Annotated in this window: 15 protein-coding genes; 10 read left to right on the forward strand and 5 right to left on the reverse strand. The window is 39.7% G+C overall.

Going from position 1 to position 16,259, the window contains the following annotated elements; genetic code table 11:
* Positions 1 to 90: 90 nt before the first annotated feature.
* Positions 91 to 795 (forward strand): DUF1080 domain-containing protein, encoded by a 705-nt coding sequence (locus LXL81_RS09405; RefSeq protein WP_234646519.1) that lies wholly within the window; start codon positions 91 to 93, stop codon positions 793 to 795.
* A gap of 106 nt (positions 796 to 901) precedes the next feature.
* A complete protein-coding gene (locus LXL81_RS09410; protein ID WP_234646521.1) occupies positions 902 to 1,345 on the forward strand; it encodes a VOC family protein in 444 nt (147 codons plus the stop codon).
* 96 nt (positions 1,346 to 1,441) lie between these two features.
* Here the strand turns inward: LXL81_RS09410 and LXL81_RS09415 are convergent, their stop codons facing one another.
* Complete coding sequence (locus tag LXL81_RS09415) at positions 1,442 to 2,332, reverse strand: SDR family oxidoreductase (protein WP_234646523.1); 891 nt, start codon at positions 2,330 to 2,332, stop codon at positions 1,442 to 1,444.
* A 231-nt stretch (positions 2,333 to 2,563) separates the two neighbouring features.
* Here LXL81_RS09415 and LXL81_RS09420 point away from each other — a divergent pair, with 231 nt between their 5' ends.
* Complete coding sequence (locus LXL81_RS09420) at positions 2,564 to 2,878, forward strand: hypothetical protein (RefSeq protein ID WP_234646524.1); 315 nt, start codon at positions 2,564 to 2,566, stop codon at positions 2,876 to 2,878.
* A 60-nt stretch (positions 2,879 to 2,938) separates the two neighbouring features.
* On the opposite strand, the gene LXL81_RS09425 is transcribed toward LXL81_RS09420, so the two are convergent.
* Positions 2,939 to 4,429, reverse strand: a complete 1,491-nt coding sequence (locus LXL81_RS09425; RefSeq protein ID WP_234646526.1) for an alpha-amylase — start codon at positions 4,427 to 4,429, stop codon at positions 2,939 to 2,941.
* Positions 4,430 to 5,046: 617 nt separating this feature from the next.
* Between LXL81_RS09425 and LXL81_RS09430 the strand changes: the two genes are divergently transcribed.
* The gene (locus LXL81_RS09430) at positions 5,047 to 6,654 is read left to right on the forward strand and encodes an ATP-binding protein (RefSeq protein WP_234646527.1); all 1,608 of its coding nucleotides are present in this window, start codon (positions 5,047 to 5,049) and stop codon (positions 6,652 to 6,654) included.
* Positions 6,641 to 7,039 carry a two-component system response regulator gene (locus tag LXL81_RS09435; protein WP_234646528.1) on the forward strand — a complete coding sequence of 133 codons (399 nt, stop codon included), beginning with the start codon at positions 6,641 to 6,643 and terminating at the stop codon, positions 7,037 to 7,039. Before LXL81_RS09430 ends, LXL81_RS09435 begins: the two co-directional genes overlap by 14 nt.
* Before the next feature lie 14 nt (positions 7,040 to 7,053).
* Here the strand turns inward: LXL81_RS09435 and LXL81_RS09440 are convergent, their stop codons facing one another.
* Positions 7,054 to 8,226, reverse strand: a complete 1,173-nt coding sequence (locus tag LXL81_RS09440) for a low specificity L-threonine aldolase (RefSeq protein ID WP_234646529.1) — start codon at positions 8,224 to 8,226, stop codon at positions 7,054 to 7,056.
* 384 nt (positions 8,227 to 8,610) lie between these two features.
* Here LXL81_RS09440 and LXL81_RS09445 point away from each other — a divergent pair, with 384 nt between their 5' ends.
* Entirely contained in the window at positions 8,611 to 9,192 is a 582-nt protein-coding gene (locus LXL81_RS09445; RefSeq protein WP_234646530.1) for a porin family protein, read from the forward strand.
* A 143-nt stretch (positions 9,193 to 9,335) separates the two neighbouring features.
* Positions 9,336 to 9,635, forward strand: coding sequence for a Dabb family protein (locus LXL81_RS09450; protein ID WP_234646531.1), 300 nt, complete (start codon positions 9,336 to 9,338; stop codon positions 9,633 to 9,635).
* Here the strand turns inward: LXL81_RS09450 and LXL81_RS09455 are convergent.
* A complete protein-coding gene (locus tag LXL81_RS09455) occupies positions 9,632 to 10,486 on the reverse strand; it encodes an AraC family transcriptional regulator (RefSeq protein ID WP_234646532.1) in 855 nt (284 codons plus the stop codon). The two genes, LXL81_RS09450 and LXL81_RS09455, sit on opposite strands and share 4 nt — an antisense overlap.
* 137 nt (positions 10,487 to 10,623) lie before the next feature.
* Between LXL81_RS09455 and LXL81_RS09460 the strand changes: the two genes are divergently transcribed.
* From LXL81_RS09460 to LXL81_RS09470, 3 genes are all read left to right on the forward strand, one after another.
* Positions 10,624 to 11,442, forward strand: coding sequence for a phytanoyl-CoA dioxygenase family protein (locus tag LXL81_RS09460; RefSeq protein ID WP_234646533.1), 819 nt, complete (start codon positions 10,624 to 10,626; stop codon positions 11,440 to 11,442).
* 210 nt (positions 11,443 to 11,652) lie between these two features.
* Complete coding sequence (locus LXL81_RS09465; RefSeq protein ID WP_234646534.1) at positions 11,653 to 13,464, forward strand: glycoside hydrolase family 15 protein; 1,812 nt, start codon at positions 11,653 to 11,655, stop codon at positions 13,462 to 13,464.
* Positions 13,465 to 13,545: 81 nt separating this feature from the next.
* Positions 13,546 to 14,925 carry a sensor histidine kinase KdpD gene (locus LXL81_RS09470; RefSeq protein WP_234646535.1) on the forward strand — a complete coding sequence of 460 codons (1,380 nt, stop codon included), beginning with the start codon at positions 13,546 to 13,548 and terminating at the stop codon, positions 14,923 to 14,925.
* A gap of 34 nt (positions 14,926 to 14,959) precedes the next feature.
* Here the strand turns inward: LXL81_RS09470 and LXL81_RS09475 are convergent, their stop codons facing one another.
* Positions 14,960 to 16,225, reverse strand: a complete 1,266-nt coding sequence (locus LXL81_RS09475; protein WP_234646536.1) for an MFS transporter — start codon at positions 16,223 to 16,225, stop codon at positions 14,960 to 14,962.
* Positions 16,226 to 16,259: the final 34 nt, after the last annotated feature.

The raw sequence follows: 16,259 nt of genomic DNA on the forward strand, positions 1-16,259 counted from the left end.
TTGCTAAGATTTTTAATAAACTGGCTAACTTCTCTTACATGAAGACAGATAGTTCTCGATAGTTTTGTTTTTGCTCTAAACCGTTTTATCATGCGTTGTATTTTTAACTCAGCTCTGACCTTATTCATTTCGGTCTTTACATTATCGTCTTTTACAAACAATTCGCAAACAGGCCCCTGGGATGTGCTTTTTGATGGAAAATCCGTTGAAAAACTGCGTGGCTATCAAAGAAAAGATTTTCCGCTGGAATGCTGGTCGATAGAAAATGGCCTGCTTAAAACAATCCCCGGAGTAAAAAACAATGATATTGTTACCAAAGAGCAATACAAGGATTTCGAACTCCAGTTTGACTGGAAAACATCTGTTGGCGGCAATGGAGGCGTGTTTTACAATGTCATTGAAGATGCAAAACAAGAAGCGGGAAACGGTAACAGTCCCAACTGGCTGACTAATTTTGAAATGCAGCTATTGGATGATATAGGGTTTAACGACAAAGAACCAAAGCGTTCAGCCGGATCTTTGTATGATCTGATCACGCCGAAAAACAAGGTATTAAAACCCGTTGGAACATTTAACAGCTCTCGGTTGATCGTAAAAAACAAACATGTAGCGCATTGGCTGAATGGACGAAAAGTTGTGGAATATACGATCGACAGTCCGGAATTGAATGCACTGATTAAAGCCAGTAAGTATAAAGATGTCCCTGGATTTGCCCAGTATTCAGAAGGGCACATTATGTTTCAGCATCATGGACAGGAAATGTGGTATAAGAATATAAGAATTCGCCGCCTTTAAACGTAGTCTTACTATAATTAATCAAAATTAATACAGCAATATTACCAATAATACTATTCCTAAACCTACCTTTGATTTTAAGAATCCCAAATTAATTTTATCATTCATGAAACGCTTAATTTTTCTTTTATTGCTGACTCAGTTATTCAATTCAGCTACTTCTTCTGCTCAGGATATGACTTCAAAGCTAGGCTATACAGGCTGGAACCATATGGCACTTCATGTGAAAGACATTGAGGCCAGCAAGACTTTTTACAGAGAAATAATTGGCATGAAACCGGTTCCGGTTCCTGACAATTTAAAAGCTATCCGTGGCTGGTTTGACGCTGGAAATGGTCAAATGATCCATTTGCTGGCCGGACGTACCGAACCTGTGGTGGCAGATAAAGATGGTGGCCACATGGCATTATTTGTGGCTTCTATTGATCAGGCGGAAAAGTTTTTGACGGAGAAAAAATTGAAATTCCACAAGCAGGTAAGGTTTGATGGTGTCACCCAGATTTACTTTGCTGATCCGGATGGTTATTTAATCGAATTGAACCAGAAATAATTTAAAGTCATATGAAAAAGGGAAAGAAGTCAAATCAATTGGCTCCTTTCCCTTTTTCATATCGACTGATTTATATACTGTTGAGTTTAAGTCAGTCTAGTAGTCAAATTCAGCCTTGTGTTTCTTAACGAAGGCTTCCCAGTTCACCGGATCTTTTCCTGTAATCTGCGGAAAATTATCAAAGGTCTCATCGGCACCAGGAATTGTTCCGGCGGCGTAACGCTTGTAATGTTCATAAACACAATGCATATAGGCCATTTCAGCTCCGGCATCCTGCATGGATTTCAGAAAAACCTCGGGTGACTGTGGTTGATATTGAAATGGTTTTTTAATAAGCCTGGTTAATATTTCGGCAATTTCATCGTATGATTTTGCATCGTATCCCATACGGTATGTTTTCCCGGCGTGCAAATCAGGATGTAATAAAGACAGCGCCGCAACCTGCGCCACATCTTCTGCATCCACCCAGCTTTTCGTCGCGCTTTCAACGTATTGATTAAAAACGCCTTGTTTTACCACTTCTTTCCCACCATAACTTAGCAGATTTTGCATAAAAGTTTCCGGTCTCAAATGTGTAAAAGAAAAGCCGGCAGATTCGATATATTTTTCTACCAGCTGATGCCAAACCCAGTGCGCGACGGTCGTATTATCCGGTCCACAGGCACCCAGATGGACAACATGTTTCACCCCTGCAACTTTTGCGCTATCCAGAAAAACCTTGCTTTGGCGGAGCATATCAACGGTGTATCCCGTCACAATCAAAACGCGGTCAACATTTTTCAGCGCTTCCGGATGTGTCAGTTCGTCATCAAAATCAAAGAGAACCGTATCTATTCCTTTTCGTTTAAACTGACGTGCTTTCTCCTGTGTGCGAACTGCCGCAATCACTTCAACTTCGTTATTATTTTTGAGAAACTCTATTGTTTTGTTTCCAACCTGGCCAGTGGCGCCGGTAATTAATATCCTTGGTAATTTGTTATCTGACATTTGTATAATAAAAAGAAACCGTAAAGTTACACTTATTGTCGGCCTGATCTAAATCGCTAATATTAAACCCGCTTCGTATATTAAAATTAAACCTGATTGTATTCCTCGGCTTCAACACTTCCTTTTTTTAGACCGAATGAGGAATTTACAAACGTAGATCACCCAAAATTATCATTTTGTTAAGCCCTTACTTTTACTGAGGACAATAAATATCTTTGTAACTCAGAAGATATGGATTTAGACATGAGACAGGAAAAAATATTTATATTAGATACCGGACGATGCCTGAAAGTGATAACTGAGGGACTGCTGGCAGAAGATTTTTCAAGAATTACGGTTACGGTGAATGTGCTGATTAAAGATCCAAAAGAAGAAGAATTTCATTTGCCGATCGTAGAAAGCCATCCCAAATTCTGGAAACTTAAAAAACTGGATTCGGAACAAGCCAGGGCACTTCAGACCAAATACAGCGGCGTTTCAGAAAAACAATTAAGAAAAGCTGTTAAAGAATTTGAGCAGATGCTTAGTCCTGCAGTGTTGCAATAATCAAAGGAGCGATCGAAAATTTCGACCGCTCTTTTGTCTTTAAATCAACATAATCTGAGTTCAATTATTTTTCAATCCCCATACAGATACGGATCTGCTATTGACTTTAAACGTTGCCGAACCATCTTCGCCTATCACAATTTCATCGGTAACATTACCCAAGTAATCCACAAAAGTTTTACCTGCATGTTGTTCACCCATGTGCATGGTTTTGACACCTTCTTCTCCATTTGAAATGACGATGGCACACCCGGAATTTTCATGTTCCTCATCCCCTTCACGTGTCCAGCCAATGCAATTTGGATCATCAAAATAATCATTTTGCTGACCATATGCCAGATGTTTTCTTACAAAAAGAAACGCTTCCACATGATCCATTCTTTCCAGCGTGATCTCGTGCTCCTCACCATCATTGCCGGTATCAACGTATTTTGTCCCATACAAATCGGTGTAGAAAATACATGGATACCCATCCTTTCTAAATAAAATCAAAGCATAAGCCAAAGGACGAAACCAGGCCTCAACCGTTTGCTCCAACGATTGAAGTGGCTGTGTATCATGATTTTCCACCAAAGTCACAGCCAATTCTGGACAGGCCTGAACCAAAGAGTTATCAAAAATGGTACGTAAGTCAAAATCTCCATTCTCTTTTGAGGCCTTATAAAAATTGGCCTGAAGCGGCGCGTCAAAAAGTGACATTCTACGGTTTGTCGCTTCAATGTACGCCAACATCGATGACAAATCGTAAGGCGCCCAGTATTCACCAACCGTGTAAAATTCCTTCTGATACTTACCTCTTAAATGATCCAGCCATTCATTATAAAAATCAGGATCCATATGCTTGATCGCATCGAGACGAAAACCATCTATCCCAACAGTTTCATAAAACCATTCTCCCCAGCGTTTCAGCTCCTCTCTCACAAACGGATTACGAAAATCAATATCGGAAAGCATCAGATAATCGTAATTTCCATTTTCGTTATCCAACACATCCTGCCAACCTTCACCGTACTGATTCTGAATACTGAAAATTGCAGTTTCTTCTGTTTTCGCATCAAAATCCACACCTGAAAAACACTGGTAATCCCATACAAAGGATGAGTATTTTCCATTCCGCCCAGGAAAAGTAAATTTCGTATAAGCTTCTATTTCTATGGGTTCGCTGATAAATTCGTTCCGGTTTTCTGGGACAACCTTCTTAACCGTCACCACTTCCTTTTCATCAGCACCACCCATATGGTTTAAAACAATGTCTGCATACACGTGCAGACCCGCGTTTTTTCCGGCAGTTATCGCGTCAATAAATTCCTGCTTTGTACCATATTTTGTTCTCACTGAACCTTTCTGATCAAATTCTCCCAGATCATATAAGTCGTAAGAATCATATCCCGGCGACTTGCTGCCCTCCATTCCTTTGTGTGCAGGCGGAAGCCACACAGAATCAATACCAATTGATTTAAGTCTTTCTGATTCATTTTTAAAGTGGTTCCACAGACTTCCGTCGGCTGGATAATACCACTCAAAAAATTGAAGCATTGTAAAATTTTCCATGATGAGGTTTAAAATTATTTATTAGCCAGACTGGTAAAACCATTATTCTGACTTATTCGATTAAAATTCTGCCGATACAATTTCTATGCCGCAGTCAATTTTGAGTATCAATAGCTTTGGGTCTACTTCAAAAAGCAGTTTCAAAGTCGTAATTCTTATTCTCAGGTTTTATAATTTCGAGTTCAGGAATTAGCTTGCAGGACTATTGCCAAAACTCCCTATCCAGATGTGGTCATAAAACTCTGATAGTAATTAAGAAATACACAAAAAACTAAACTAAGAATGATCCAAATGAAACTTCGAATCGTATATTAGCGCGTATTGACGTTTCACAGTGATCGTTATAATTTTAATCCTCCAACTTAAATGTTATGAACCAAAACTTTACACAACTAATCTTTTGTCAGGAAGCTGATCTTCATTTCTTAGCTACGGATCGCGTCCATTTCTAATGTAATTTCATTTCTGAATTACAAAGCCTTATTATCGTTCTGTTCTAAACCCCTTTTTTTCGGGTGATTCAATACAGGAACTTCTTAAATTTTACTTTTTTCATTAAAAGTAAAATTTCTATTATTTGGCAAAAACTCAACTGCAACACACCTTAATAAACTAATGTGAAACCAGACACAACAATTCCCAACATTCCGGATTGCGGGCCCATTTGTCAGGCAAGAAATACTCAACACGCCGCATCTCAGGCAGGGTTGGGAGAACAAGTGGCTACATTTTTTTCCGGCCTTTTGGATACCAATGACTGGCCCGCACGTTGGTACTGTGGAACCTGGTCTGATTTTCATGGCTGGCTTTACATTATATCAGACCTGTTGATCTGGGCTGCTTACTTTCTGATACCAATATTTCTATTGCGTCTGGTCATTCTTCGGAAAGACTTTCCATTTCCCAAATTAGTCTGGCTTTTTGGTGCTTTTATTGTTTTATGCGGAACTAACCATTTCGTAGATGCCATTATTTTCTGGTGGCCCGCTTATCGTTTGAGCGCATTTATCAGGCTCCTTACTGCGGTAGTATCTGTAACCACCGTCTATGCATTGTACAGGATCTTACCAAATGTATTGCTGCTAAGATCTGTAAAGGAACTCGAACATGAGATTAATGAGCGGCGTTTGGTAGAAGAAAAACTAGCAGCCAGCGAATTTTTACTATCAGAGGCCGGGCATGTTGGCCGGGTGGGCGGATGGGAATTTGATGTGCAGAAGAAACAATTCAACTGGTCCAGAACAGCCTATGAAATCTTTGGCCGGGAGGTAGATTATTACATCGGACCCGAGGAGTCCCTGTCACATTTCATAAAACCACATCAGCAGATATTGCGAAAAACATTGGAAGATGCTTATGAGAAAGGTATTGGATGGGATCTTGAATTACAACTTGTAACGCCGGATCAAAGCAAGAAATGGGTCCGTTATTATGGCAAGCCTTTATTTGATCAAAATGGGGATTTGATTAAAATGAGGGGTGTGATTATGGACATTGATAAATATAAAATAAACGAGCTGGCGCTAAGCAAATCGGTTGATTTAATGGCCCGGCAAAATACCCAGCTTAAAAATTTCACGCACATACTTTCACACAATCTGAGGAATCATTCCAGTAATATTTCGATGCTCACTGATATTGTGGATGAAAAAAGCCTCGATGATAATAATGCGGAAATTTTTCAGAAAATAAAACGGGTTTCCTTTAACCTGAATGAGACTTTGAATGATCTTTCGAATGTTATTAAAATCAGAGAGAGTTATTTACCAGGTCAGGAATTAAGTTTTACTGCAACCGCCGAAAAGGTCTTGAATGCGCTGGATACCGGGCTAAAAGAAAGTAATGCTGTTGTTAATATGAATTTTGAGGTAGATAAAATCTTGTTTCCGGGAATCTATCTTGAAAGTATTATTATGAACCTGATTTCTAATGGTATTAAATATAAAAAGGAAAAAGAAGACTTACACATTGAACTTAAAACCTATCTTGATAAAAATCAGATCACGATTTTTGAATATACCGACAATGGCCTCGGTATCGATCTGACACTGCACGGCGAGAAAATTTTCGGACTCTACAAAACATTCCACCACCATAAAAATGCAAATGGTGTGGGATTATTTCTGATCAAAAACCAGATTGAGTCACAAGGCGGGAAAATCACAGTAGAAAGCAAACCCAATAAAGGCACTAAATTTAAAATTACATTTTATGAAAAAAATTAATCTTATCTGTGTTATCGATGACGATGATATTTACACATTTCTTATCAAGAGAATAATCCAACATGCGGAAGTAGCCGAAAAGTCCATTTTTTTCAAAAACGGTATGGAAGCGCTTCAATTCTTTATGGATAAGAAAATGCAGCCGGAAGAGCTGCCGGAATTAATTCTACTGGATATCAATATGCCAATACTGGATGGATGGCAGTTTTTGGCTGGTTACACCCAACTGGTTCCAGTCATCGAAAAGGACATAACGCTGTATATGACCAGCTCTTCTGATGATAAGGATGATTATGACCGCGCTATGTCCATTGGTCCGGTGAAAGATTTCATCAGAAAACCTATTGATACGGATGTATTGAGAAAACTGGTTGATGAGATGTAAGAAGATCTACTCAATCAAATTTTAGACAATCCAAGCGCATCTTTAAAAGCACTCATTATTTGTTCGTTGGAATGCGTCAACAAACTATCATTAACCATTAATTTTATAGTACCGTCCGATTTGGCAACAGGCAGGGCAATGTTATATTTTTTCCATAAAACTTCGCTTAGCTTTTTAGAATTCACAGTATCAGCAAGTTTTAGAATAGAAATATTTGTACCGTTTTCCAGGCTCGATACTTTCATTTCAGGCAATTGGTTCATCATTTTAAAGAGTTGCTGTGATTGAACCGAGAATCGTTTAAAACGATCGTCTATTCCGTCAAGATGATGTAAAGCCATCGCTGAGTTAGCCCAATTTGAGAAAACAACGCCACCGTGCACTTTTGTCAAATGTTCCATTTTATCGATGATATCCTTTGGACCGCACAACACTGCACCTCCGGAGGCACCAAGATATTTATATAATGAAATGTATATAGTATCAAAAAAAGAAGCGTACTCAGAAACCGAAACTCCCGAAAAGGCTGATGCCAGGTAGATGCGCGCACCATCCAGATGAAGTTTATAACCTTTCTCCCGGCAGAAGGAACTGATTTTCTTAATTTCGGTCAGAGGAACAAATTGTCCGTCATTTCTTCTGATCGGGTTTTCAATAGAAACTGCCCCAATTCCGCTTTTAAATGCTTCACCCTGGGTATGCTCTTCAATGGATTTTTGTAATTCATCCAATGTAAAATACGCCCTTCCGGCGGCAAGCGGAATCAGACGTTTACTGAAAACCGATTGTGCAGCATCTGCCTCGTCACGGTATACGTGACTCGTCTCCTGAACAATAACTTTTGCATTTTCACCAGATAAAACAGATATCGCGAGTTGATTCGCAAGCGTTCCGGAAGGCATATAAATCGCTGATTCCTTACCAGTTATTTCACAAAACTTTTTCAGAAGCTGCTCAACACTTCCACCTTTTCCGTAGAAATCTTTTACAATTGGTTTGTCCTTATGGATCTGCTGTAATTTTTCCAAAAACTCATCAGGAGAATACATAGGCCCGTCGCCCATAAAATACAATCCTTCTTTTTTGGGAACTTCCGGTTCTACGCCGGGGGAAAAACCAGTTATCGCGGTCACAACCGGTGCGGCCGACAAACCTGAAATTCGTAAAAAGTCTCTTCGGTTATACATGATCTGATAAAGCGGGAATGTTGACTAATTCATTTTGATAAAAATAGGAAGTAGTATCTGAAATTTTGCAGGATTGCTTTCACAATGCCGAGAAAAATTTCCCCAATTTCCATTACAGATTAAATACTTATTTGTAACCGCAGTATTTCAGCCAGGTTAATAATCATTTTGCTATACCCATGGACAACAAAATTAGTTACCCAGACACGGTAAAATGATCTTCACAAAATGCACGAACACGAGTCGAAAACAAAATTTATTACAGGTTAGCAATTCACAGAGCCTTGTCAACAGGTATGGTTATTTTAATTTCATATTTTTAGACTCAAACGCGTGTTTGGTCTAAAAATTTAAACCATCTAATAATATAATCAATTAAACGACATGAAAAAGCTACTATTTACAATATGTCTGGCAACGATCAGCACATTTACTTTTGCACAAAATTTCAGTATCGGTCCGAAAGCGGGTGTTAACATCAGCAATTATACAAGCGGTAATATTGACTCGGATCCCTTGGTAGGTTACCATATCGGTGGTCTTTTAAATTTTGGTTTTGGCAAAAATTTCTCGATTCAACCAGAGGTTTTGTTTTCTACACAAGGTGCAAAAGTTCAGCGTCCGGCCGGTCAGCAGGATTATAAAATAAGTTACCTGACCATTCCTGTGATGTTTAAATTAAAAACAAACGGTGGATTTTTCATTGAGGCAGGACCGCAGGTAGGATTTAGAACTTCACAGGATCTGCCCGATCAGACAATCAGTCACTTTTCTAAAAACCTTGATCTTGCAGTAGGCGCGGGAATTGGTTATCAGACAAAAATCGGATTGGGAATCGGTGCCCGTTACATTGCCGGACTTTCAAAAGTTGGCGATTTTACAGGACAAAACATCACACCAGATTTCAAAAACAGTGTGATCCAGGCCAGCATTTTCTGGGCTATTCCATTGATCAATAACGATTAATTACTTTAAGATTTTGAAAGAAGGGAAAAGATTGATTTCTTTTCCCTTCTTTATGCGCAGCTCCGACGTTTAATATTTTTAAAAAATTGAAGGCGAAACATTAACTTAGCCTTTTCCAATATTCAACAGCTTATTTAAAAAATATGATAACGCATTCCGTTTTTTTCAAACTCAAACATGCACCAGGTTCCTCAGAGGAAAAGGCATTTTTAAATGCAGCACTTGCATTGTCTTCTATACCTGGGGTAAATAATTTTCAGTGTGTGAAAGAAATTAGCAAATCGAATAAATTCGATTACGGGCTAACCATGGAATTCGATGATCAAAAACAGTATGACGATTACTCGGCACATCCTGATCACGTTCAATTTGTTGAACAGCTATGGGCTAAAAATGTCGAAGATTTTCTAGAAATTGATTACGTTCAGACTTCCATATCTTAAATACCTTTTTGGAAATCTTTTCTGTATTGCAGCGGACTTATCTTAATCCTTCTTTTGAATAGTTTATAAAAGTGAGAAACATCGCCAAATCCGCTTTCCATGGCAATTTCGGCAACTGGTTTTTCTGTTGATAAAAGCTGCTGCATCGCAAAATTAATACGATAATCAATTACAGTTTCCATGAAAGTTTTGTCCGTAGCTTTTTTGAAATATTTGCAAAACGCATTGGGTGACATATTCACTTCGGCAGCTACTTCATTTAAAATAATGTCTTGCCGGAAATTATCGACGATGTAACCCAACGCCACATTCATCCTCTCCTTATTGATATTTGGAAGTTGTGCAACCGCGCCTCCATGGTCGAGCAGCTGATATTCAGAAGATCCCGCCAGGTCTTCCATGACGTCGAGTAAGCGCATCATTTTGCGGAAAGGATTTTCTTCAACCGACAATAACTCCATTTTTGTAACTGCATTTTCAGCTGTTTCTCCGTAAAAACGTATACCGGAAGCACTACGCTGAAGGATATTTTGAATGTTGGAAAGCTCAGGTTTATTGAAAAAATCTTCTCCCAGAAAATCATTTATAAAGTGTACGACCACTGATTTTACGCCATCTTCCTTCTCACTTTTCCAGCAATGCGGCAAATCTGGTCCGATCAATACCAGATCATTTTGCTCGAAATCTTCCATATTGTTTCCCACGTAACGTTTTCCCCTACCCTTTAAAATCATTGTCAGTTCAAATTCCGGATGAAAATGGAAGGGGACGGTGAACTGTTCAAGGTCAAAAGCTCTGACAATAAATGAACTTTCAGGCCCAGGCTGCAAATTTTCAAATAAAGGCTTCATGTTGACTTTATTATTCAAAAATTAATATTATTTATAAAAATAGATAAAATACACCATAAAATGGCCATTATATGCCTCACAAAAAATCAATAAAGGGACGAAATTTGCAAATGATTATTCCTAAACCTTAAAAATGCATGGCTACTTTGACCGCTCCCGATCTAAACGGTTACAAAACAGTCTCCGAAAGTGAAATCGAAAGTTTCAAAGAAAACGGGCATATAATGATTCCCGGTGTTCTTGATTCAAACGAAGTTGCGTATTACCGTGACGTGATCAACAAGGCAGCCACAACCTACAACACAGAAAAGCGTAAACTGGAAGACAGGGACACTTATGGAAAGGCTTTTCTGCAAATTACCAATTTATGGGAAGTTGATGAAAATGTAAAAAACTTCTCACTTGCAAAACGTTTTGGCAAGATCGCCGCTGATCTTCTGGGTGTCGAAAATGTAAGAATTTATCATGATCAGGCATTGTACAAAGAACCTGGCGGGGGCTTCACACCATGGCATCAGGACCAGTATTACTGGCCGGTTGACACAGATAAAACCATCACCATGTGGATGCCTTTGATTGATATTGATACGGACATGGGCATGCTCACGTTCGCTTCCGGATCACATCAATGTGGTTTTATTGAAAACGTCCCGATCTCGGATGAATCCGAAATTATGCTGCAAAAATTTGTTCAGGAAAAAGGTTACAAAATAGCCCGTGCAAAAACTATGAATGCCGGTGATGCGACGTGGCATTATGGCTGGACACTGCATTCTGCGCCCGGTAACAAATCTGCCGATGTCGTCAGGGAAGTGATGACCATTATTTTTGTGGCAGATGGCGCGCGAGTAACTGAGCCACAGAACAAACATCAGGAAGCCGACCGTCAGCGCTGGATGGCGGGAGCACCAACCGGTGAGCTCCTCGCTTCAAAACTGAACCCAAAAATTTTATAAGTTATTTTGCCAGCCCTTTACATTACTGATGGTATCCCGGAAACGGGATACCTTTCTGTTTTAGGTCCTGCTTAATTTTACAACTTCAATCGCTTCTCTATCATTTGTCTCATCCAAAATTCTTACAAAATATAACCGGCTTATGAGGCTGGCCTGATTATTTTGATCCTGACAGAATAATTTCATTCCCTACATTTTCAAGTTAAACACATGCAGAAGGACAAAGCAGGATACAATCCTATTGAAGATTACGGCCTGATTGGAAATATGAAAACGGTGGCGCTGGTATCAATGGATGGTTGTATAGATTTTATGTCATATCCTGATTTTGACTCCCCTACCGTTTTTGCGAAATTACTGGATAGTAAAAAAGGCGGTAATTTTTCAATCACACCCGCTATCAGGGATTACAAAACCAAACAGCTTTATCTTCCTGGTACAGCCGTTCTTTTAACACGCTTTTTCTCCGAAGAAGGTATAGTGGAACTGACTGATTATATGCCGGTTGAAAACGGAAATCCAAAAAAATCCAATGCTATTGTCAGGGAAGTTAAATCTGTAAGAGGTGCAATTACTTATCAGGTAAAATGTGATCCGGCATTTGATTATGCCCGGTCCGGACATACCTGTGAGCTGAAAAATAATGTCATACTATTCAAGGCTGATGACGAAGCTAAAACCACCTTGCGTTTGTCGGCGTCAGTTCCATTACAGATTGTAGAAAATTATGGGTACGCTGAGTTCACGCTGCAACAATCTGAAACTGCTTACCTGATTCTTGAAGATGGAAATCAGAAAAAAAAGGAGATTGAACCGATCGAAATTTATAAAGAACAGACTTACACCGAAACAATTAATTTCTGGCGACACTGGTCAAAACAATCCGTTTACAAAGGCAGATGGAATGAAACGGTGAACAGATCAGCGATCACTTTAAAGTTGCTGACATCTGCCGAGCTGGGTTCCATGGTTGCCGCGCCTACATTTAGTCTGCCCGAAACTTTGGGTGCTGGCAGAAACTGGGATTATCGCTTTACCTGGATCAGAGATGCTGCTTTCACGATGTATGCTTTTTTAAGGCTGGGTTATACCGAAGAAGCCACCGCATTTTTGAAATGGATACACGATCGTTGTGTTGATGACAAACTTTATCTGATGTATTCCATTGACGGACATCACGATCTGGAAGAAAAAGAATTGAAACATCTGGAAGGATATAAAAAATCAAAACCGGTAAGAATTGGAAATGCGGCTCAGAACCAGCTTCAGATTGATATTTACGGGGAATTGATTGACACGGTTTATATTTATGACAAACAGTATTCTGCCATAACCTATGAATTCTGGCAAACCATATATAAGCAGGTTGAAGAAGTGATCAAAAGCTGGAAAAAGGCCGATCACGGTATATGGGAAATAAGAAATGTTGAGAAAGAATTTCTTCACAGCCGGCTCATGTGCTGGGTAGCGATGGACCGCGCGATAAAAATTGCCGAGCACCGTTCTTTTCCCTACCCAAAAACGCAATGGAGTGAGGTGCGCGATGAAATATATATTGATATCTATGAAAATTTCTGGCATGAAGAATTAGGTGCCTGGGTTCAATACAAAGGTGCCAGTCATGTGGATGCAAGCGTATTGCTTATGTCGTTACTCCATTTTATTTCTCCGCATGAACCCCGATGGCTGTCAACTATGAAAGTGGTGGAACGTGAATTGGGTCTTGACGTTCTTTTATATCGGTACAGAAATGGCCCTGACCAATTTGACGGACTGCAAGGCGATGAGGGAACATTTAATATGTGTTCTTTCTGGTATATTGAATCGCTTGCCAAAAGTGGCGAGGTGAGTAAAGCACTGGACAGTTTCGAAAAAATGACAGGTTACGCAAATCACCTGGGACTTTTTAGTGAACAGATCAGTCACAAAGCTGAGCATCTCGGGAATTTTCCGCAAGCTTTCACACACCTGGCACTGATCAGCGCCGCGCTGGAAATTGATAAGCAGCTTGATCGTTTGTAATAATAAAAAAAATCCGCCCGGCCGGATAGGATAACGCAACAAGTTGGATGTATTGGTATAAGTTGACTTATATTTGTACAAATGAAAAGCAAAATTTTTCCGAATAAAGCACTTTTAGATAAGTACTGGATCAGGCTGGCGGGACACCCATCTGAGTTTCCCCTTAATGCCCGCATATTTCACTCCGCATGTCTGATTTCGATTGCAGCGATTGTTTACGATATTCCTTTCAACTTTTTTGTTGGCTTGCCTGACGTAGCCTGGGCTTGTATATTCGTACTAATTCTCTGCGTTGGACTTTATTACAATTCAAGATTCTTAAAGAAGGTCAACACAAGTATATTTATTTCCAATATTCTCGGACTTGGACTTTTCACATTTACCTATTTTGTAAATGGTGGAATTTCCGGGCCTACTGAACAGTTTTTCTTACTATTTCTACTGATCAGTGTTTTAATAAGTCCGGTTGAGCAATACAAGGTTTGGGTTCCGGTCAATATTGGTATTGTTGTGGCGCTGTATCTTACAGAATACTTTCATCCGGAATTATTCCCAACTCCCTATACCAGCCGGCTTGAAGGTTTTGTAGATCAAACTTCCTCGTATATTCAAATCGCATTGCTGGTCTTTGTTTATATATCTTTTCTTCGAAAAAGTTATGAACGTGAAAAAACCTCCGCACTTATAAAAACCCAATCGATCACAAAAAAGAATTTGCGTATAGTAAAGCAAAATCTGGAACTTGAAAGTCTGAATGCCGAGAAAACGAAGTTGATGTCAATCATTGCACACGACCTGAGATCACCACTTTCCAGCATACAAGGGTATCTGGAATTGTTATCTTCTTACAGGCTCGAAGAATCTGAGAAAATAGGTATAGAAAAAGATCTTTTGTTCGCAACAAAAGATACGCTCGCATTGCTTACCAAACTGCTGGCCTGGTCAAAATCCCAGCTTAACGGTGTAACGGCCTATCCTGAATATTTAAATGTTTGTGATATTTTGTCCGATACACTGAATTTTGAAAAAAATGTTGCTGCTGCAAAAGATATTATGCTGGATTATTCCTTTGATCCTGAACTGAAAATTTACGCTGATAAAGATATGATGCAGCTCATTATCCGAAATTTTGTTGGCAACGCTATCAAATTTACACACAAAGGCGGTGTGATATCAGTTTCTGCAAAAACTGCCCCGGCAAGTTGTATCATTTCAATAAAAGATACCGGGATCGGAATACCAAAGGAGAGACAGCAGGATCTTTTTTCTTTGAAAGCAGAATCTACTTTTGGCACAAAAGGTGAAAAGGGAGTTGGCCTGGGTTTGTTACTTTGTGTTGAATACATCAAAGCCCAAAATGGAGAAATATGGTTCGAAAGTACACCCGGCGAAGGCTCCTGTTTTTATATATCCGTTCCCATAAATCCTGTGATTTTAGATCAGCAGCCTGCTCTTGAATAATATTTTTCAGCGTGATATCAATAAATATAAAGTTTTAAACTTCCTCTTTTAAAATATTTGCCGGAGCCTTAATTACAATGATTGTGATGATAGCCGAAAGCAGCAAAGCCACAGCCATAAGAATGTAGGAAGATTCAAAACCTCCGGTTTTTCCATTCAGATAACCTACAAGATAAGCCCCGATGAAAGATCCGAGTGCGCCGATACTATTAATAAGTCCAAGCGCACCGCCGGCAACATTTTTAGGCAAAATTTCAGTAATAACAGCAAAAAAAGGTCCATAAGGCGCATAGAGTGCGCCGCCTGCTATGACTAAAAGTGCGAATGAAATCCAGAAGTGCTGGGTGCCGATGAGATACGAACAAAAGAACGCAACCGAAGCTGCAAGCAAGAACGGCCAGATAAATATTTTCCTGTTCAGTGTTTTATCTGAAAAATAGGAAGTCGCCAGCATACCCGAGATTGCCAGCAGATATGGAACCGAAGATAACCAACCGGTTTTTACAATATCCATATCCGGCGCAGCCTTAATGATAGAAGGAAGCCACATCACAAAGCCATAAACGCCGAGACTCCATAATAAATACTGAAAACACAATAGAATCACGGTGGTGGATTTAAAAGCCTCAGCGTAATTTTTCACAGGTTTAATTCCTGCCTGCTCTTCCCTAAGCTGATTTTCCACAGCCTGTTTTTCTTCCTCACTCAGCCAGTTCGCATCTTTCGGCTTTTCATCAATCATCCTCCACCAGATAAATGCCCAGATTATACCGGGAACTCCCTGAATAATAAACATCCAGCGCCAGCCCATAGAATTGATCAGATAGCCCGAAAGTACTGACATCCATAAAACTGTAACCGGATTTCCTAAAACCAAAAAAGTGTTAGCTCTTGATCGTTCCTTTTTTGTGAACCAGTGACTCAGCAAAATCAGCATGGAAGGCATTACGGCACTTTCCACCACGCCCAGCATAAACCGGATTATAATTAAAGAAGTTACATTACTGACCATCCCGGTTGCTGCGGCCAGTGCACCCCAGAGTATGAGAGAAATAAAAATCAGTTTTTTAGCACTTTTACTGGCTGCATAGTGAGCTCCCGGAATTTGAAAAAAGAAGTAGCCCAGAAAAAACAACGATCCAAGAAGCGATGACGTAGCTTTGTCCAGGTTAAGATCATCTGCCATACCGCCTGCCACTGCAAAACCGAAGTTGGCCCTGTCCAGATATGCCAGACTGTATGTGATAAATACGATGGGAATTATCCGGAACCAACGTTTCGGAGCCAAGGGCTGCTTCATACCTTTTGATTTAGCTTTACTGTGTAAAGGCAGG

The sequence above is a fragment of the Dyadobacter sp. CY356 genome (assembly GCF_021440195.1).
Classification (GTDB): domain Bacteria; phylum Bacteroidota; class Bacteroidia; order Cytophagales; family Spirosomataceae; genus Dyadobacter.

Bases quoted from the DNA above. Each gene is read 5' to 3' on its own strand.
- LXL81_RS09405 (WP_234646519.1), top strand. From the start codon at position 91: ATGCGTTGTATTTTTAACTCAGCTCTGACCTTATTCATTTCGGTCTTT.
- LXL81_RS09410 (WP_234646521.1), top strand. From the start codon at position 902: ATGAAACGCTTAATTTTTCTTTTATTGCTGACTCAGTTATTCAATTCA.
- LXL81_RS09415 (WP_234646523.1), bottom strand. From the start codon at position 2,332: ATGTCAGATAACAAATTACCAAGGATATTAATTACCGGCGCCACTGGC.
- LXL81_RS09420 (WP_234646524.1), top strand. From the start codon at position 2,564: ATGGATTTAGACATGAGACAGGAAAAAATATTTATATTAGATACCGGA.
- LXL81_RS09425 (WP_234646526.1), bottom strand. From the start codon at position 4,429: ATGGAAAATTTTACAATGCTTCAATTTTTTGAGTGGTATTATCCAGCC.
- LXL81_RS09435 (WP_234646528.1), top strand. From the start codon at position 6,641: ATGAAAAAAATTAATCTTATCTGTGTTATCGATGACGATGATATTTAC.
- LXL81_RS09440 (WP_234646529.1), bottom strand. From the start codon at position 8,226: ATGTATAACCGAAGAGACTTTTTACGAATTTCAGGTTTGTCGGCCGCA.
- LXL81_RS09445 (WP_234646530.1), top strand. From the start codon at position 8,611: ATGAAAAAGCTACTATTTACAATATGTCTGGCAACGATCAGCACATTT.
- LXL81_RS09450 (WP_234646531.1), top strand. From the start codon at position 9,336: ATGATAACGCATTCCGTTTTTTTCAAACTCAAACATGCACCAGGTTCC.
- LXL81_RS09455 (WP_234646532.1), bottom strand. From the start codon at position 10,486: ATGAAGCCTTTATTTGAAAATTTGCAGCCTGGGCCTGAAAGTTCATTT.
- LXL81_RS09460 (WP_234646533.1), top strand. From the start codon at position 10,624: ATGGCTACTTTGACCGCTCCCGATCTAAACGGTTACAAAACAGTCTCC.
- LXL81_RS09465 (WP_234646534.1), top strand. From the start codon at position 11,653: ATGCAGAAGGACAAAGCAGGATACAATCCTATTGAAGATTACGGCCTG.
- LXL81_RS09470 (WP_234646535.1), top strand. From the start codon at position 13,546: ATGAAAAGCAAAATTTTTCCGAATAAAGCACTTTTAGATAAGTACTGG.
- LXL81_RS09475 (WP_234646536.1), bottom strand. From the start codon at position 16,225: ATGAAGCAGCCCTTGGCTCCGAAACGTTGGTTCCGGATAATTCCCATC.